General features: G+C 73.7%; 18 protein-coding genes. 7 read left to right on the top strand and 11 right to left on the bottom strand.

Going from position 1 to position 17292, the window contains the following annotated elements; translation table 11 throughout:
* From ACFZA0_RS34495 to ACFZA0_RS34485, 3 genes are all read right to left on the bottom strand, one after another.
* Complete coding sequence (locus tag ACFZA0_RS34495) at positions 1 to 1563, bottom strand: DUF2637 domain-containing protein (protein WP_391024388.1); 1563 nt, start codon at positions 1561 to 1563, stop codon at positions 1 to 3.
* Positions 1564 to 1790: 227 nt separating this feature from the next.
* Positions 1791 to 2744, bottom strand: coding sequence for a DUF3558 family protein (locus tag ACFZA0_RS34490; RefSeq protein ID WP_391024326.1), 954 nt, complete (start codon positions 2742 to 2744; stop codon positions 1791 to 1793).
* Between the two features lie 189 nt (positions 2745 to 2933).
* On the bottom strand, positions 2934 to 3863 hold the full coding sequence (locus ACFZA0_RS34485) for a DUF3558 domain-containing protein (protein ID WP_391024325.1): 930 nt from the start codon (positions 3861 to 3863) through the stop codon (positions 2934 to 2936).
* Between the two features lie 205 nt (positions 3864 to 4068).
* Between ACFZA0_RS34485 and ACFZA0_RS34480 the strand changes: the two genes are divergently transcribed.
* Complete coding sequence (locus tag ACFZA0_RS34480) at positions 4069 to 5262, top strand: RtcB family protein (protein WP_391024323.1); 1194 nt, start codon at positions 4069 to 4071, stop codon at positions 5260 to 5262.
* Here the strand turns inward: ACFZA0_RS34480 and ACFZA0_RS34475 are convergent.
* The 7 genes from ACFZA0_RS34475 to ACFZA0_RS34445 all read right to left on the bottom strand — a co-directional run bounded on the left by ACFZA0_RS34475 (position 5252) and on the right by ACFZA0_RS34445 (position 10176).
* A complete protein-coding gene (locus tag ACFZA0_RS34475; protein WP_391024321.1) occupies positions 5252 to 6136 on the bottom strand; it encodes a TetR family transcriptional regulator in 885 nt (294 codons plus the stop codon). The genes ACFZA0_RS34480 and ACFZA0_RS34475 overlap by 11 nt on opposite strands.
* An 11-nt stretch (positions 6137 to 6147) precedes the next feature.
* A complete protein-coding gene (locus tag ACFZA0_RS34470) occupies positions 6148 to 6759 on the bottom strand; it encodes a DCC1-like thiol-disulfide oxidoreductase family protein (RefSeq protein ID WP_391024319.1) in 612 nt (203 codons plus the stop codon).
* Positions 6760 to 6763: 4 nt separating this feature from the next.
* Positions 6764 to 7171 (bottom strand): hypothetical protein, encoded by a 408-nt coding sequence (locus tag ACFZA0_RS34465; RefSeq protein ID WP_391024318.1) that lies wholly within the window; start codon positions 7169 to 7171, stop codon positions 6764 to 6766.
* Positions 7172 to 7344: 173 nt separating this feature from the next.
* Entirely contained in the window at positions 7345 to 8634 is a 1290-nt protein-coding gene (locus ACFZA0_RS34460) for a GNAT family N-acetyltransferase (protein WP_391024316.1), read from the bottom strand.
* Between the two features lie 81 nt (positions 8635 to 8715).
* Positions 8716 to 8892: a hypothetical protein gene (locus tag ACFZA0_RS34455; RefSeq protein ID WP_391024314.1), complete on the bottom strand. Its 177-nt coding sequence runs from the start codon at positions 8890 to 8892 to the stop codon at positions 8716 to 8718.
* A complete protein-coding gene (locus tag ACFZA0_RS34450) occupies positions 8889 to 9668 on the bottom strand; it encodes an SDR family NAD(P)-dependent oxidoreductase (RefSeq protein ID WP_391024313.1) in 780 nt (259 codons plus the stop codon). Before ACFZA0_RS34450 ends, ACFZA0_RS34455 begins: the two co-directional genes overlap by 4 nt.
* A 172-nt stretch (positions 9669 to 9840) precedes the next feature.
* Positions 9841 to 10176: a YnfA family protein gene (locus ACFZA0_RS34445; protein WP_391024312.1), complete on the bottom strand. Its 336-nt coding sequence runs from the start codon at positions 10174 to 10176 to the stop codon at positions 9841 to 9843.
* A 177-nt stretch (positions 10177 to 10353) separates the two neighbouring features.
* Here ACFZA0_RS34445 and ACFZA0_RS34440 point away from each other — a divergent pair, with 177 nt between their 5' ends.
* The 5 genes from ACFZA0_RS34440 to ACFZA0_RS34420 all read left to right on the top strand — a co-directional run bounded on the left by ACFZA0_RS34440 (position 10354) and on the right by ACFZA0_RS34420 (position 15290).
* Positions 10354 to 10842, top strand: a complete 489-nt coding sequence (locus ACFZA0_RS34440; protein ID WP_391024311.1) for a hypothetical protein — start codon at positions 10354 to 10356, stop codon at positions 10840 to 10842.
* A 303-nt stretch (positions 10843 to 11145) separates the two neighbouring features.
* Complete coding sequence (locus ACFZA0_RS34435) at positions 11146 to 12261, top strand: CE1758 family FMN-dependent luciferase-like monooxygenase (protein WP_391024309.1); 1116 nt, start codon at positions 11146 to 11148, stop codon at positions 12259 to 12261.
* Positions 12258 to 12935, top strand: coding sequence for a CE1759 family FMN reductase (locus ACFZA0_RS34430; RefSeq protein WP_391024307.1), 678 nt, complete (start codon positions 12258 to 12260; stop codon positions 12933 to 12935). Before ACFZA0_RS34435 ends, ACFZA0_RS34430 begins: the two co-directional genes overlap by 4 nt.
* Positions 12936 to 13049: 114 nt before the next feature.
* The gene (locus ACFZA0_RS34425) at positions 13050 to 13790 is read left to right on the top strand and encodes a response regulator (protein WP_391024306.1); all 741 of its coding nucleotides are present in this window, start codon (positions 13050 to 13052) and stop codon (positions 13788 to 13790) included.
* 33 nt (positions 13791 to 13823) lie between these two features.
* On the top strand, positions 13824 to 15290 hold the full coding sequence (locus ACFZA0_RS34420) for an ATP-binding protein (RefSeq protein ID WP_391024386.1): 1467 nt from the start codon (positions 13824 to 13826) through the stop codon (positions 15288 to 15290).
* Between the two features lie 25 nt (positions 15291 to 15315).
* Here ACFZA0_RS34420 and ACFZA0_RS34415 read toward each other — a convergent pair whose 3' ends face one another.
* Positions 15316 to 16371 (bottom strand): LysR substrate-binding domain-containing protein, encoded by a 1056-nt coding sequence (locus tag ACFZA0_RS34415; RefSeq protein ID WP_391024304.1) that lies wholly within the window; start codon positions 16369 to 16371, stop codon positions 15316 to 15318.
* A 192-nt stretch (positions 16372 to 16563) separates the two neighbouring features.
* Here ACFZA0_RS34415 and ACFZA0_RS34410 point away from each other — a divergent pair, with 192 nt between their 5' ends.
* Complete coding sequence (locus ACFZA0_RS34410) at positions 16564 to 17259, top strand: DJ-1/PfpI family protein (RefSeq protein WP_391024303.1); 696 nt, start codon at positions 16564 to 16566, stop codon at positions 17257 to 17259.
* The last annotated feature ends 33 nt before the right edge of the window (positions 17260 to 17292 follow it).

The following is a 17292-nucleotide window of genomic DNA, read 5'->3' as shown; positions in this document are numbered from 1 at the left end:
TCACGCGATGTGGTCCTCCTCCAGCTCCAGCTGGAAGCGGTTGGAGAAGCGGCCCACGTAGCGCTTGAGCGAGCCCTCGCCGAGCGTTATGCCGTACGAGGCCTGGAGGCTGTCGCCGAACTCGCGGGGCGTGGGGATGCTCCCGTTGATCGACTGGCGGAACACCTGGTAGTACGCCTCCTCGCGGGACATGTCGTCCGGCAGGCCCGGCTGCGTCTCCTCGCGGGGCGAGGGGATGGCCACCTGCTGGTCGGCCGGGGCGGCACCGCCCGTCAGCTCCGCGAAGACGTCGGGGGCCTCCTGCGGACGGTCCTGCGCGCCGCCCTCGCCGAGCTGCCGGGTACGGCCGGGGCCCGCCGGGATGGGGAAGCTGCCGGTCTCCTCCGAGACCGACTCCCGGTACGGCTGCTGCGGGGCGCGGGGCGCCTGCTCCTGGGGCGCCTGCTGCGGGCCCGGCGCCTGCTGCTGGAACTGCTGCGGGGCGGGGCGGGTCAGGAAGCGGGGGCCGTCCTCCTCGTGACCGGGGCCGCCCTGGAGGTCCTGCGGGTCCGGCGGGTACTGCTCGGCGTACTCGCGCGGGTCGTGGTGCTGCTCCTCGTACCACTGCTCGTACTGCTCGTCCGGGTTGTACGAGGGGTCGTAGCCGCCCTGGTAGTCGACCTCGCGGGGGGTCTGGAACCAGGGGCTCTGGTCGTCCGGGCCGCCGGGTCCGCCGGGGCCGTCCGGGCCGCCCCGGGCGCGCGGGCCGCCGGGGGCCTGCTGCGGGGCGGGGGCGTGGCCGGGCGCACCGGGGTGCGGGGCATGCGCGGGCGCCGGTCCGGAGGTCACCGCGGCGTGGGCCGGGCCGGTGGCGGCCGGGTCGAGGGCGGGGCGCGGTGCCGCCGCGGGCACGACCACCGGTTCGATGCCCGCGGCCGCCAGGCCGTTGGGCGCCGTCTCCGCGAGGGGGACGCCGTAGCGGGCGAGCCGCAGCGGCATCAGGGACTCGACGGGGGCCTTGCGGCGCCAGGCGCGGCCGAAGCGGGAGCGCAACCGGGCCTGGTAGACCAGGCGTTCCTGCTCCAGCTTGATGACCTGCTCGTAGGAGCGCAGCTCCCACAGCTTCATGCGGCGCCACAGCAGGAACGTCGGCAGCGGGGAGAGCAGCCAGCGCGTGATGCGCACGCCCTCCATGTGCTTGTCGGCGGTGATGTCCGCGATCCGGCCGATGGCGTGCCGCGCGGCCTCGACGGACACCACGAACAGCACCGGGATCACCGCGTGCATGCCGACGCCCAGCGGGTCGGGCCAGGCCGCCGCGCCGTTGAACGCGATCGTTGCCACCGTCAGCAGCCACGCCGTCTGGCGCAGCAGCGGGAACGGGATGCGGATCCACGTCAGCAGCAGGTCGAGGGAGAGCAGTACGCAGATGCCCGCGTCGATGCCGACCGGGAAGACGTACGCGAAGTTCCCGAAGCCCTTCTGCAGGGCCAGCGTCCGGACCGCCGCGTACGAACCGGCGAAGCCGATCCCGGCGATGACGAGGGCGCCCGCGACGACCACCGCGATGAGGATGCGGTGCATCCGTGTCAGCTGGATTGGGCCGGCCACCCGTACTCCCCTCCCTGTGCGTGTTGTTGCGCGCAACAGAGTGGCACATGTGTGCGGCGGTCGGGTTGCCGGTACGCGCGGAGCCCGGCCCTCGCGGGGCCGGGCTCCGTCAAAACGCCTTGCTGAGCTGGGAGTTGACCGTCAGTGTGACGGTCGGCTCTTCTTTTGCCTCTTCTGGGCCCGGCCGCCCGGGACTTGGCCTAGGAGCCGGCCTTGGAAGCGGTCGAAGACGGCGAAGCGGACGACTTGGCCGCCGACTTGTCCGCCGACTTGGACGACTTGGACGCGGACGGCGAGGCGGACGGCGAGGCGCTCTTGGACGCGGAGCCGGAGCCGGAGTCCGAACCCGAACCGGAGCCCGTGCTCCTGCTGTCGTCGCCGTTCGACCTGGCGACACCGGCGACGACCTCCGCGGTCGCCTTCTCGGCGTTCTTCGTCAGCCCGTCGGCGGACGGCGTCTTGTCGCCGGAGAGGCCCGCGCCGTTGTAGTCGACGGTGACGACCACGTTCTCGACGCGCGCGACGATTGTCTGCTGCTTGAAGGAGCCTTCCTTCTTCTTCAGGTCGTAGCGCACGGCCGTGGCCGTGTCGCCCGTGCCGGACACCGGCTGGGACTTGACGTTCTTGGCGCCCTCGACGGTCTGCGCGGCCTTGACCTGCTGCGTGTAGTAGTCCTGCGCGCGCTGCTCGCCGGAGCCGCGGGAGGTGTCCGACTCGAAGCGCAGCAGCGAGACGTTGAGCCAGCGGAACTGCGAGCCCTTCACGCCGTTGTCGTCCAGGCTCGACCAGGAGCAGCTCGCCCGGGTCGCGGTGTCCTCGGAGGTGCCCTCCTTGCCGTCGTTCACGGCCTTGGGCACCAGCGAGGACAGGGTCTTCTTGGAGAGGACGTCGCAGGACTCGGGAAGCTTGGCGTACCGCGCGGCCTGCACGGTGGGGGAGGCACTGGCGGAGGCGCTCGCCGAGGCGCCCGACCCCGGCTTCGCACCGTCGCCCGAGGACGACGCGGAGTCGGACCCGGAGCCGGAGGAGCAGCCCGCGGCCACCAGCACCGCGGGTACGGCCGCCGCGCAGACAAGGGCGCGGCGGAGGAGCCTCACGCGCCCGCCGCGCTCGTCGTGCTGTTCACCCTGGGCTCGCTGTGCTCGTCGCTGCATGGTTCCTTCACTCGTGACGCTTGCGGTTCCGTGCGCCCGGCGCGGTCCAGTGCCGCCGATCGGGCCGGGTCCAGGACGCCGAATCCAGCGGTCGGATCGGGTCCGGTGGGCCACGGTACGCGGTGCCGGAGGCGGACCGCCCCGGTTCGGGCGCTTCGCGAACGGGTCCCCGGGGGGCGTCGCGGGCCGCTATTCGCTGAGTGTGCCGACGAGCTGCGCGGCCAGTTTCCGCGCCCTGTCCTGCATTTGTTCGCTGTCCGGCGTGACGCCGATCGTCGCCGGCTGCTCCTCGTACTCGATCGTGACGATCACGTTGGACGTGCGGAACGCCACAGTCACGGTGCGCTGCTGGGCCGTCGAGCCGGCGCTGCCGAGCTGGTCGTCGAGGAACGCCTCGTCGCCGAGTCCGTCCAGCACGCGCGGCTGGAGGTCGGTGGCCGACGCGGAGGGCGAGGAGGAGGGCGACGAGGACGCCCCCGGGTCGCCCGAGGGGTCGCCGGTGCCGGTCGCGGAGGGGGTCGGGGTCGCGGACGTACCGTCACCGGAGCCGGTCGCGTCGCCGCCCTTGCCGGAGTCGTCCGTGCCGCCGGTCTCGTCGGAACTGCCCGAACTGCCCGAACTGCCCGATTCGGTCTGTTCGTTGGCGCTCTCGGTGGTCGTCGGCGCCGGCTCGGGCAGGTCCGCCGCGTCCTGCTTCGTCGCGAACACGGTGTGGGCCTGATTGTCGTCGCTGACGGCGTTGTCGTAGGAGACGACCCGTTCCAGGTCGATCGACAGGTGGTCGGTCGCGTCCGTCGAGGCGACCTTCCACCGGCAGCCCACCCGGCGGTCGGTGTCGTACGTGAGGGTGGCCTCGCCCTCGTAGGCCTTCGCGCGCTGCTCGGTGTCGGTGATCTGCTTGATGCCGGGCAGCAGCGAGTCCAGGGTGCTCTGCGAGACGGCGCCGCACGCCTCGGGCAGGGTCCGGTACTTGCCGGGCTGTGCCGCCACGGAGGCGGTACCGGCCTCGCCGTTCTTCGCCTCGTCCGCCGTCCCGGCGTCGTCCGAGCCGCCGGTGCAGCCGGCCAGCAGGACGGCGAGGAGTGCGGTGGCGCCGGTTACACAAGCCTTCCGCTGCACGGTCGGGCTCCTCTCGACGGATCGGGCTGCTGCCGGGGTGCGGGGCGTCCCCGCTGCTTAATCGCTTGCGGGGCGGGGGCGCCCGCAGAAGACAATGTGTATCGCACGCACTGCCGTGGACGCCGGTCCGTCGTCCCATTCGTGGATCTTGGCGCCGGTTTTGCGATTAAAGACTTCTGTTGTTTTCCGGGGGATTGAGGAAGAAATGTCGTACGTGGAGGTGCCCGGCGCGAAGGTTCCGATCCGGATGTGGGCGGACCCGGCGACCGTGGAGGAGGGCGCGATGCAGCAGCTCCGCAACGTCGCGACCCTGCCCTGGGTGAAGGGTCTGGCGGTGATGCCGGACGTCCACTACGGCAAGGGTGCCACCGTGGGATCCGTCATCGCGATGCGCGGGGCGGTCTGCCCGGCGGCCGTCGGGGTCGACATCGGCTGCGGGATGTCCGCCGTGCGTACGTCGCTGACGGCGAACGACCTGCCGGGCGACCTCTCGCGGCTGCGCTCGAAGATCGAGGAGGCCATCCCGGTCGGCCGGGGCATGCACGACGGTCCCGTGGACCCGGGCCGCCTGCACGGGTACCCGACCGCGACGTGGGACGACTTCTGGGGGCGCTTCGACGGCGTCGCCGACGCCGTCCGGTTCCGCCAGGACCGGGCCACCAAGCAGATGGGCACGCTCGGCGGCGGCAACCACTTCGTCGAGGTGTGCACGGACACGGCCGGCGCGGTGTGGCTGATGCTGCACTCCGGCTCGCGCAACATCGGCAAGGAACTGGCCGAGTTCCACATCGGCGTCGCGCAGAAGCTCCCGCACAACCAGGGCATCGTCGACCGCGACCTCGCCGTCTTCGTCGCGGACACCCCGCAGATGGCGGCGTACCGCAACGACCTGTTCTGGGCCCAGGAGTACGCCCGGCACAACCGCTCGATCATGATGGCGCTGCTCAAGGACGTCGTCCGCAAGGAGTTCCGGAAGGCGAAGCCGCTCTTCGAGCAGGAGATCAGCGCGCACCACAACTACGTCGCCGAGGAGCGCTACGACGGCGTGGACCTGCTGGTCACCCGCAAGGGCGCGATCCGCGCGGGCTCCGGCGAGTTCGGCATCATCCCCGGCTCGATGGGGACGGGCTCGTACATCGTGAAGGGCCTCGGCAACGCGGCGGCGTTCAACTCCGCGTCGCACGGCGCCGGACGGCGCATGAGCCGCACGGCGGCGAAGCGGCGCTTCTCGACGCGGGACCTGGAGGAGCAGACGCGGGGCGTGGAGTGCCGCAAGGACTCCGGTGTCGTGGACGAGATCCCGGGCGCCTACAAGCCGATCGAGCAGGTCATCGAGCAGCAGCGCGACCTGGTGGAGGTCGTGGCGAAGCTGAAGCAGGTGGTGTGCGTCAAGGGCTGAGGGGGCTCTTCCCCCCGTCGTCCTCGGCAGCACCCCCGCCGCCCCCGTCGTCGTTCCCGGCGGGGGCGGACCGCTGCCGCCGCCTCGCCGCCCCGCGGGCCGGGTCGGGGAGGGCGCCGGTCATGCCGGGCAGGAAGTCCGTGAACAGTTCGTGCACCTCGTGCACGAGCGGGCGCAGCACCCGGAACCGGGCCAGTGCCACCCCGCGCGCGGTGAGCCGGGCGCCGCGCGCGGCGAGCCGGTAGCTGCGCTCGCGGTCGGGGGTGCGGTCGAAGACCCAGTACAGGACCAGGCCCATCTGCGAGAGCCACATCAACTCGGGCAGGACGTCCTTGAGTTCGTCCGGGACCTTCGCCTTCGACCCGGCGAGCACCTCGCGGTGCACGGCGACGGCGGCCACGCGCGCGTGCTCCGACTCGGGGGAGAAGGGGCTGAGCGGGCTGTCCGGGTCGGCGGCGTTCTTGAAGAACTGCACGGCGAACTCGTGGTACGGCGTCGCGATGTCCAGCCACGCCTTCAGCACCCCCGCGAGCCGCGCCTCCAGGCCGGTCTCGCGCGCCAGGACCTCCCGGACCGCCTCCTGGTGCTCGCCGGCGATCCGGTCGTAGAAGCCCTGGATCAGGTGCTCCTTGCCGCCGAAGTAGTAGTACGCGTTGCCGACCGAGACGCCGGCCTCCTGGGCGATCGCCCGCATCGTGGTGCGGTCGTAGCCCCGCTCCCGGAACAGCCGCATCGCGGTCTCCAGGATGAGCGCCCGGGTCTGCTCGCTCTTGGCGGGGGCGCTCTTGGCGGGGCCGCGGCCGGTGTCACGGCCGGTGTCGGGGGCGGAGTCGGGGCCGGGGGCGGGGTCGGCGTGGTCGTTCGATGCGGGCACGGTGGGACAGCCTAACGAGGTGCGCAGGTGGCGCCGCCGCCGTGGCAGCCGGGGGCGTCGTAGACCCAGCCCGCGCGGGGGTCGTAGGACCATCCCGCGTCCCGGGCCGCCCCGCCGGCCGGGGCCCACGCGGCGTAGCCGCCCCCGGCCGCGGCGGGCGCCCGGACCGCCGCGCCCCAGGGCTGTCCGCCGGGTTCCCCGCCGGTGCCGGTGCCGGTGCCGGTGCCGGGTGAAAGGCGCGTGCGCGAGCGCCACTTGGCGGCCGCGATCACCGCACCGCGGGCCAGCGCCGCACCGCCCGGCGAGGCCAGCCGGTGGGCGAGCGGGCGGTGGGCGCGCAGGGCCCAGAGGGTGACGATCCAGGCCGACGCGCCCCGGTACACCTGGCCGGCGTCCCCGACCACCGTGATCTCCTCGAAGGTCGCCGCGTGGTCCAGTGCGGGAAAGCGCCTCCGCGCCTCCTCGGACCCGGCGGGCACCAGGTCGAGCGGCACCATCTGGCGCTGCCTCACGAGCCAGTCGCAGAGGTGGACGCAGAGCGGGCAGTCGGCGTCGTACAGGACGGTCAGCGCCCGGACCGGGACGCGGCGGGCGTCCCGGTCGGCGGGGGTGAGGGATGCCACGACCTCACGCCCCGGCCGTGGGCGCGGCCCAGCCCTGCGGCGGGACGGGCGGGACCTGCTCCTGGTCCTGGATGCCCCGGCGCCGGATCCGGCTGAGTACGTACACGTTGCCGAGGTGCAGGACGCCGAGGACGAGCAGGACCACGCCGAGCTTGGTCGACAGGGCCTCGAAGACCCCGCGGGCGTCGTCGATGACGGCGTCGTCGCTCAGGTAGAGGGCGACGAAGCCGAGGTTGACGAGGTAGAAGCCGACCACCAGAAGGTGGTTGACGGCGTCGGCGAGCTTCTCGTTGCCGTGCAGGACGTCCGCGAGGAAGACCCGCCCGTTCTTGCTGAGAGTGCGTGCCACCCAGACCGTCAGACCGATGCTGACGACCAGGTAGATGACGTACGCGACGACCGTGAGGTCCATGTCCCCACCCTTCTTGAACGTGTTCAAAAAGCTGACGGGCATGAATGTAGACCTGTTTTTGAACACGTTCAAGTCCATGCCGGAGGCGCTCGGGCGCAACGCGAAGGCGGCCGGCCACCTCCCGTCGCGGGGGTGACCGGCCGCCTGTGCGCGCCGAGTTGGAAAGGGTGAGGTCAGGGGGACAGCCGCTTCTCCAGCAGCGTCACGGCGTACGGGCTGCCCAACCCGTGCGGCTTCGCCGCCTGTTCGCCCACCACCGTGTAACCGGCCGCCTCGTAGTACGCGCGCAGACGGGAGTTGGCGGCCAGGCAGTCCAGACGGGCCAGGGAGCGGCCGTGCTCCGCGACGCGGGCCTCCGCGCGGGCGAGCATGCGGGCGCCGGTGCCGCGGGGGGCGGTGTGCGGGGCGGTCATCAGGCGGTGCAGGTAACCGGCCTCGGGCGGGCGCGGGCCCCAGGCGGCCGGGTCGTCCCACCAGATCTCCCAGGCACCGGCGAGCCGGCCGTCGGCGTGCGCGAGCCAGACCTCGCCGTCGGCCATGCGGGCGCGGAAGTGTGCCTCGTCCTTCTCGCCGACCCGCCACTGGTCGATGCCGCGCGCCAGTTGCCACAGCGCCGCGCGGTCGCGCAGCCGCACCAGGGCGGGGGCGTCGGCCGGCACGGCGAGCCGGAACTCCAGGTCCGGCCCGCCGTCCCGGCCCAACGGCCCTTCCGCCGGGGCCGGTTCGAGCAGGTGCTCGCGCAGGGACGCGGAGAGTGCGGCGGCGTCCATGCCCAACGCCTTGGTGACGTACCCCTCGACCGAGCCGTACCGCTCGTTCTGCCACGCCAGGAACAGCCGCATGACCTCGCCGGGTGCCCGCCCGACCCACGGCCACGTCGGGGCCCGGCCCCCGTGCCGGGCGCGCCAGTCGGCGAGCAGGGCGGGCGCGGCCAGTTCGGTGAGGCTGTAGTCCTCGACGACGGTGTCCTCGGGTACGCCGAGCAACAGCAGGACCAGGGCGGACAGTTGACCGGTCCGGTCCTTGCCGCCCGCGCAGTGCAGGACGAGGGGTCCGCCCGCGGCGGCCGACGCCGCGATCAGCTCAAGTGCCGTGCGGATCTCGGCCGTTCCGTCCTCGGCGACCTCCGCGTACCGCTCGGCGAGGTACGGGCCGGGAGCGACGTCGGGCGCCTGCGCGGACTGGTCGTAGAAGCGGTGCTCGATGCTGATGTTGTGGTAGCCGAACGAGGGGTGGGCCGGGACGCGCCCCCGCTGGTCGGCCTCCCAGGGGTGGCGCAGGTCGACGACCGTGCGGATGCCGAGGGCGAGGAAGCGGTCCCAGTCCGGTGTGCCCTCGCTCAGCTTGGAGAGCGCGTCGGCCCGGTACACGAGCCCGGGGCGGGTGCGCCGACCGTCGGAGGTGGCGTAGCCGCCCAGGTCACGGAAGTTGTGCAGCCCGTCGAAGGGCACGTGTCTGTCCACGGGGGCGACCCTAGGCGCCGGGGCGGGGAGGGCGCCCGCCGTTTTCCGCCCGGCCCCGGGACAAGGGCCCCGCCGCCCGGCCTACTTGGCGTGCCGGACCGCGTAGATCATCACGAACGCGACGATGTGGATGCCGAAGAGGAAGTACGCGAGGTAGTACCAGACGAACCGCTCGCGCTTCTTCTCCAGGGCCAGCGCCGCCCGTTCGCGGTCGCGGCCCGTGTCCTCGCCGGCGTCCTCCGCGGGGGCCCCGCTCATCGCGGTTCCCGGTGCACCTTGGAGTTGGACGCCTGGGCGCGCGGACGGACCACCAGCAGGTCGATGTTGACGTGGCTCGGCCGGGTCACCGCCCAGCCGATGGTGTCGGCGACGTCGTCGGCGGTCAGCGGCTCGGCCACCCCCTCGTACACCTTGCGCGCCCGCTCCTCGTCGCCGCCGAAGCGGGTCAGCGCGAACTCCTCGGTCCTGACCATGCCGGGCGCGATCTCGATCACGCGGACCGGGGTGCCGACGATCTCCAGGCGCAGCGTCTCGGCGAGGACGTGGGCGCCGTGCTTGGCGGCGACGTAGCCCGCGCCGCCCTCGTACGTGCCGTGCCCGGCGGTCGACGACACCACGACGACCGTGCCGTCGCCGCTCGCGGTGAGCGCGGGCAGCAGGGCCTGGGTGAGGTTGAGGGTGCCGATGACGTTCGTCTCGTACATCGTGCGCCAGTCGGCGGGGTCGCCGGTGGCGACGGGGTCGGCGCCGAGCGCGCCGCCCGCGTTGTTCACGAGGACGCCGACGGTCTTGAACGCCGTGGCGAACTCGTCGACGGCCGCCCGGTCCGTGACGTCGAGCGGGTACGCCGCCGCCTGGTGGCCGGCGGCGTTGATCTCCTCGGCCAGCGCCTCGATGCGGTCCTTGCGGCGGGCGGTGAGGACGACGCGGTAGCCCTCGGCGGCGAGCCGCCGGGCCGTGGCGGCGCCGATTCCGCTGCTCGCACCGGTGACGACGGCGATGCGGGAGGCTGCGGACGGTGCGGCGGTGGCCATGGGGCTGCTCCTCGGTGCGACGGCTGTGCGACGGCTGTGCGGGACGGTACGGCGGGTACGGCGGTGCACGGGCGGCCCGGCAGGGGCCCGGCGCCGGTTTTCCAGAGTAGGCGACGTGCGGGAACGCGCGGCGGGCCGTCCCGGGGCCGCCACGGGCACCCTCCGGGCCGGTTCAGTCGCCGCGCGGCGCCCACATGATCAGGGCCATCCCGGCGAGGCAGACCAGCGCGCCGGCGATGTCGTAGCGGTCGGGCCGGTAGCCGTCGGCGACCACGCCCCACAGGATCGAACCGGCGACGAAGATCCCGCCGTACGCGGCGAGGATGCGCCCGAAGTGCCCGTCGGGCTGGAACGTGGCCACGAACCCGTAGGCGCCGAGCGCGACGAGCCCGCCGCACACCCACAGCCACCCGCGGTGCTCGCGCGTCCCCTGCCAGACCATCCAGGCGCCGCCGATCTCGAAGAGGGCGGCGACCACGAACAGGGCGGCGGAGCGCAGCAGCAGCATGCGCGCCACTTTTTCACGGCTCCCGCCGGGCGCCCCGGCGGGAGCGGCGGCAGGTCACGGCCCGCGTCACCTGTTGGACGGCGCCTGGGGCCCGCCCCGCGTGGGATACATCCGTACGACCCGCACGACTGCTGCGGAACGAAGTGGCCGAGTACGAGGTGGCGAGGAGTGGCGGGCATGCGCTGTGTGCGGGTTCTGCGGGGCGTCGTGGTGGGGGGTGCCGCGCTGGCGGCGGCGGCCGGGGGCGTCCCGGCGGCCCTGGCGGCGGGGGAGCCGCGGGCGGGGGAGGCGGACCTCGCGTACCACGGGGACGCGTCGATGTCCGGCGGCCGGGTGGACCTGCGGGTCACGCCGCGCAACCACGGCCCGTCCGACGTGGCGGACGCCACGGTCCGGGTGCGCTGGTCGACCGCGCTGGAGGTCCGGCAGACCCTGCCGGCCGGCTGTGCCCGCGCGGACGTCCGCACGGTGCTGTGCGGCACGGGCGCGCTGCCGGCGGACGGGGCGGGGGAGCAGATCCGGCTGCGGGTGCGGCTGCGGGGCGCGCCCACCGAGGTGCGGGTGGACCTGGAGACGGTGTGGACCGGTGACACCGCGGACCACAACCGCGTCAACGACCGCCAGCACGTCCTGGTCCTGGACACGGGGGACGCGTACAGCTTCTGAGGAGCCGCCGCGGGACCGGGACCGGGGGCGGCGACAGCACCCCGGGGCATGCGCTACGCTTGATCTTGGTCGAGCGGCGGAGCGCAACTCCGCGGTGTGGCCCGTGCGTTGGTCGTCCAAGGAAAGACGCCCCACTTCCCGTGGGGAAATGCAGGTGCAAGGCCTGCCCAGCGCTCCATCCGGACCCCGTCCCCCTTCGTGGGGGGCGGGGTTTCGTGCGTTCCGGGCGATGCGGAATAACGGGGGGCGGGGGACGGTTCCAGGGGTATAGTTGAACCGTCAACAACCGGAGGGTGAGCGATCATGCAGTTCGGGATCTTCAGCGTCGGCGACGTCACGGCCGATCCGACGACCGGGCGCACGCCGACCGAGCGCGAGCGCATCAAGGCCATGGTCGCGATCGCCCTGAAGGCGGAGGAGGTCGGCCTCGACGTCTTCGCGACCGGCGAGCACCACAACCCGCCGTTCGTGCCGTCGTCCCCGACGACGATGCTCGGCTACATCGCCGCGCAGACCGAGAAGCTGATCCTGTCGACGTCCACGACGCTGATCACCACGAACGACCCGGTGAAGATCGCCGAGGACTTCGCGATGCTCCAGCACCTCGCCGACGGCCGCGTGGACCTGATGATGGGCCGCGGCAACACCGGCCCGGTCTACCCCTGGTTCGGCAAGGACATCCGCGAGGGCATCAACCTCGCCGTCGAGAACTACGCGCTGCTGCGCCGGCTGTGGCGCGAGGAGACCGTCGACTGGCAGGGCAGGTTCCGCACCCCGCTCCAGGGCTTCACGTCCACTCCGCGCCCGCTGGACGGCGTCGCGCCGTTCGTCTGGCACGGGTCGATCCGGTCGCGGGAGATCGCCGAGCAGGCCGCCTTCTACGGCGACGGCTTCTTCCACAACAACATCTTCTGGCCCGCCGACCACACCAAGCGCATGATCGACCTCTACCGCGCCCGGTACGCGCACTACGGCCACGGCACCGCCGAGCAGGCGATCGTCGGCCTGGGCGGCCAGGTGTTCATGCGCAAGAACTCGCAGGACGCGGTGCGGGAGTTCCGCCCGTACTTCGACAACGCCCCGGTCTACGGCCACGGCCCGACGCTGGAGGAGTTCACCGAGCAGACCCCGCTGACGGTCGGCTCGCCCCAGGAGGTCATCGAGAAGACGCTGGGCTTCCGCGAGGTCGCGGGCGACTACCAGCGCCAGCTCTTCCTGATGGACCACGCCGGCCTGCCGCTGAAGACCGTCCTCGAACAGCTCGACCTGCTGGGCGAGGAGGTCGTGCCGGTGCTGCGCGAGGAGTTCGCCAAGAACCGTCCGGCCGACGTGCCGGACGCCCCCAACCACCAGTCCCTGCTGGCCGCCCGTGAGGACGCGGCGGCGAGCACCGGGGCGGAGGAAGTGACCGCGTCATGAAGCTCGTCGTCGTCTCGGCGGGGCTGAGCGTCCCGTCGTCCACCCGGCTGCTGGCCGACCGGCTGGCCGCCGCGGTGGGCGCGCGCACCCCGGTGGACGTCGAGGTCGTGGAGGTGCGCGACCTCGCCGTGGAGATCGCCCACCACCTCACCAGCGGGTTCCCCGGCAAGCACCTGTCCGCCGCGTTCGACGCGGTGACGGGCGCGGACGGCCTGGTCGTCGTCACGCCGGTGTTCTCGGGCTCGTACAGCGGGCTGTTCAAGTCCTTCTTCGACGTCCTCGGGGCGTGGGACAAGGACGCCCTGGCCGGCAAGCCGGTGCTGATCGCGGCGACCGGTGGCACCGCCCGCCACTCGCTGGTCCTCGACCACGCGCTGCGCCCGCTCTTCGCGTACCTGCGCGCGGTGGTCGTGCCGACCGGCGTGTACGCCGCCTCGGAGGACTGGGGCGCGGAGGGCCTGCACGGGCGGATCGAGCGGGCGGGCGGTGAACTGGCCGTCCTGCTGGGCGGTCCGGGCGCGGCCCGCACGGGCGCGCCGGACGTTCCCGCCGCCGCACCCGCCGACGCGCCCGTACCGGTGCCCGTGCCCGAGCAGGCGCCCGCCCCCGCCCCGCGCCCCGACGCCGACGGGGTGGTCCCCTTCGAGCAGCTCCTGGCGTCGCTGCGGCCGTGAGGCGCCGTCCGGCCCCGCGTGACACGCGGGGCCCGTGGTGAGAGCCGAGTAAGAAGGGCACCTCCGGCCCAGCTCGACGGGTGGTCCGCCCGGCCGCCTTGGCACACTGGACCCGTGCCTCAGACCGTGCTGCTAGCCGAAGACGACCGAGCCATCCGCCACGCCCTGGAACGCGCCCTCACGCTGGAGGGCTACCGGGTCGTCGCGGTCGCCGACGGCGTCGAGGCGATCGCGCAGGCCCACCGCACCCCGCCGGACGTGCTCGTCCTCGACGTGATGATGCCCGGCATCGACGGCCTCCAGGTCTGCCGGGTGCTGCGGGCCGAGGGCGACAGCACCCCGATCCTCATGCTCACCGCCCTGGTGGAGACCGCCGACCGGATCGCCGGTCTGGACGCGGGCGCCGACGACTACGTCGTCAAGCCGTTCGACGTCGAGGAGGTCTTCGCCCGTCTGCGGGCCCTGCTGCGCCGCACCGGCCCGGTCCGCGCGGCCGACGCGGCGGACGGTCCGGACGGCACCTTCCCGCCGGGCACCGGCCCGCACACCGACGGCCGGCAGATCGCGGCGGCCGGCCTGCGCGTCGACCCGCAGGCGCGGCGCGCGTGGCGCGGACGGCGCGAACTGGAGCTGACCCGCACCGAGTTCGAGCTCCTGGAGCTGCTCGTCCGCAACGCGGGCGTCGTCCTCGACCACTCGACGATCTACGACCGCATCTGGGGCTACGACTTCGGCCCCGGCTCCAAGAACCTCGCCGTGTACGTCGGCTACCTGCGGCGCAAGCTCGACGAGCCGGGCTCCCCGCAGCTCATCCACACGGTGCGCGGCGTGGGTTACGTGCTGCGGGAGGACTGAGTGGCGCAGCCCGCGGGGCCCGCGCCGGGCGCGGTGCGGCCGGAGCGGTCCCGCTCGCGCTCACGCACCCGGCTGTCGTCCCTGCGGACCACGTTCGCGGTGTCGTTCGCGCTGGTCGCCGCCGCCGTGACCGTGGTCGTCGGCATCCTGTCGTACAGCGCGGCGGCACGGCTCGTGCGCGTCGACCAGCAGTCCGTGTTCGACGAGGTCGTGCAGGACCTGCGCGACGAGGTGCGCCAGCACGACATGACCCCCGAGGACTTCTCCTCCGCCGCGCCCGGCCACGACATCGTCCGGCCCAGCCGCACGGACGTGCAGGTGCTCGGCCCGGACGGCGCGGTCGTCGACAGCGGCAGCCCCGGGCTGCCCGTGACCGCCGCCGACCGCCGGGTCGCGGCCTCGGCCGCCGCCGCGCTGCTGGTCGAGCACAAGGACGTCGGGGTCGGCAGCGACGTCTACCGCAGCGCGACCGTCGCGCTCGGCGGCGGGCGGGGCGCGGTGCAGGTGGCGCAGGAGTTCAGCGACACCGAGGACCTGCTCCGGACCTTGCAGCAGCGGACGTTCCTGATGATGGCGGCCGTCGTGATCGCCGCGGGCCTGAGCGGCTGGTGGCTCGCCCGCCGGATCACGCACCGCCTGGTGATCCTGACCGCCGCCGCCGAGGACGTGGCCCGCACCCGGCGCCTGGGCATCGCGGTGCCGGTCGCGGGCTCCGACGAGGTCGGCCGGCTGGGCCGCTCCTTCGACCGGATGCTCGGCCGCCTCGCGCAGTCCGAGGACGACCAGCGCCGCCTGGTGCAGGACGCCGGCCACGAACTGCGCACCCCGCTCACCTCCCTGCGCACGAACATCTCCCTGCTGCGCCGCATCGACGAGCTGCCGCCGGACTCCCGCGAGGACCTGGTCGCCGACCTCAGCCAGGAGGCGCGCGAACTCACGGACCTGGTCAACGAGTTGGTGGCACTGGCGGCCGGACAGTCCGACGGCGAGCCGGTGCAGCGCATCGACCTCGCCGACGTCGCGGAGGACGTGGCGGGCCTGGCCAGGCGCCGGACCGGCCGCGACATCGTGGTGGACGCGAGCGGCGACACGACCACCGACGGGCAGCCGGCCCTGCTGCAACGGGCGGTGTCCAACCTGGTGGAGAACGCCGCGAAGTTCGACCGGGGCGGCAAGCAGCCCATCGAGATCTCCGTCACCGGCAGGGGGCCGGCCCGCCCCGGCACGGTCCGCGTGGAGGTCCTGGACCGCGGCCCCGGCGTCGCCGAGTCCGACCTCGACCGGGTCTTCGACCGCTTCTACCGCGCCCCGGACGCCCGCTCCCAGCCCGGCTCGGGCCTCGGCCTCTCCATCGTGCGGGAGGTGGCGGTCGCCCACGGCGGCACCACGTTCGCGTTCCGCAGGCAGGGCGGCGGCGCCGTGATCGGCTTCACGGTCGGCGGCGAGGAGGGCGGGGACCCGGCGGGCGGCACGGCGGCCGGCCATCACGGGGGCCGGTGAGGGCCGCCCCGCCCGGTGGTCCCTCTCACCAGGCGCGGGCGCGGTCCTGGAGGCGGGCGCGGACGCGGACGACGTCCGGGTTGGAGTCGGCGCCGGGCCGCTGGACCAGGAACAGGGTGTTGAGCGGCGGCTCGGCGGGGGAGTGCAGCAGGACCAGACGGCCCGTGCGCAGGTGCTCCTCGCACAGTGAGCGCGGCAGCACGCTGTACCCGGCGCCGGCCGTCACCGCCGCGACGACCGCGTGCAGGTTCGGCACGGTGAGGGCGGCCCGGGTGGTGAGCTGCTTGCCGAAGACGGTCCGCCAGTAGCGCCGCGCGATGGGCAGGTCCTCGGCGAACGCGACCAGCGGCACGTGCCGCAACTGGAGCGCCGCGCACGGCAGGTCCGCGCACAGGTCGTCCACGCACAGCTCGCCGTCGACGGTGAACAGCTCCGGCACGCCGTCCTCGCCGGGGCCGCACGCGTCGCCCTCGTCGTGGGCCTCCGCCATCCGCCGCGCCCATTCCGGCGCCGCGACCAGTACGTACTCCTCGTCGGCGAGCGGGTACGACGTGAGGGCCCGGCCGCGCGGGCGGCGGGTGGTGATCACCAGGTCGTGGCGGCCGGCCCGCAGGTCGTCGAGGAGCGGGTCGGTCAGGCCCTGCGCGATCCTGACCTCCACGCCGTCCGCGACGAGCGGCGCCAGCGCGGGCAGGACGCGCGTGCAGAGCAGTTCGGACGGCCCGCCGAGGTGCACGGGCGCGGCCTGGCCCGCCGCCGCGCCCTCGCGTCCGCCGAGGCGGGCGAGGGCGTCGAGCGGGCCGGAGATCTGCCCGGCCAGCTCGTGGGCCGGCTGCGTGGGCTCGGCGCCCCGGGGCAGCCGGTGGAACAGCTCCTGCCCGGTCTGCTGCTCCAGCGAGCGGATCTGCGCCGTGACCGTCGGCTGCGACAGGCCGAGCAGCGGGGCCGCGGCCGTGAAGGAACCCTGGCGGTAGACGGCCAGGAACGTGCGCAGCAGGTTCAGGTCGACGTGCGCGAGGGCCGCCCCGGGACCGGCCAGGTCGGCGGGGTGTGCGGCGGGTCCCGTTGCCGTTGCTGTCATGACCTCAGCGTACCGCTGTCCTCCATCGGAGTTCCGATGGGTGTGATCGGTTCGCCTATTGGATTTCCGATGTCCCGCCTGTCTAGTGTCGGTGGCAGCCGGGGCATGCGGCGTGCTGGGGGTACTCAGTGCCACAGCGTGTCCCGAGACCCCGTACGTCCCGCCCCGCCGCGGGCCGCCCTAGGAGAGCACATGTCGAAGATCCTGTTCGTGATGACCGGCGCCGACACCTGGACGCTGGCCGACGGCACGAAGCACCCCACCGGTTTCTGGGCCGAGGAGGCCGTGGTCCCGCTGGAGGCGTTCCGCGCGGCGGGCCACCGGGTCACCGTGGCGACGCCCGGCGGCGTGGTCCCGCCCGTCGACAGGGGGAGCCTCGCGGCCGAGGCGAACGGCGGCGCCGAGCAGGCCGCCCACCTCAAGGAGGTCGTCGAGAGCGCACCCGAGTTCGCCGCCCCCGTCGCGCTGACCGACGTGGACCTCGCCGACTACGACGCCGTCTACGTCCCCGGCGGCCACGGCCCGATGGAGGACCTGGCGGTGGACGCCGACTCCGGCCGCCTGCTGACGGGCGCGCTGAAGGGCGGCGTGCCGCTCGGCGTGGTGTGCCACGGCCCGGCCGCGCTCCTCGCGGCGGTCGCCGAGGACGGCACGAACGCCTTCGCGGGCTACACCGTCACCGCGTTCACCAACGACGAGGAGCGCCAGGCGGGCCACGCCGACAAGGCCAAGTGGCTGCTCCAGGACCGGCTGACCGAGGCCGGCCTGAAGGTCGAGACCGGCGCCGCCTGGGCGCCCCACATCCAGACCGACCGCAACGTCGTCACCGGCCAGAACCCGGCGTCCTCGGCCGCGCTCGCCGAGGAACTCCTCGCCCGCCTGGCCTGACCGCGGGCCCGGCGGCGCAACTCCCCACCCGCT

The sequence above is a fragment of the Streptomyces sp. NPDC008150 genome (assembly GCF_042956945.1).
In the GTDB taxonomy this organism is placed as follows: domain Bacteria; phylum Actinomycetota; class Actinomycetes; order Streptomycetales; family Streptomycetaceae; genus Streptomyces.
The sequence above is the reverse complement of the archived record's forward strand: the minus strand, read 5'-3'. Positions and strand labels throughout refer to the sequence as shown.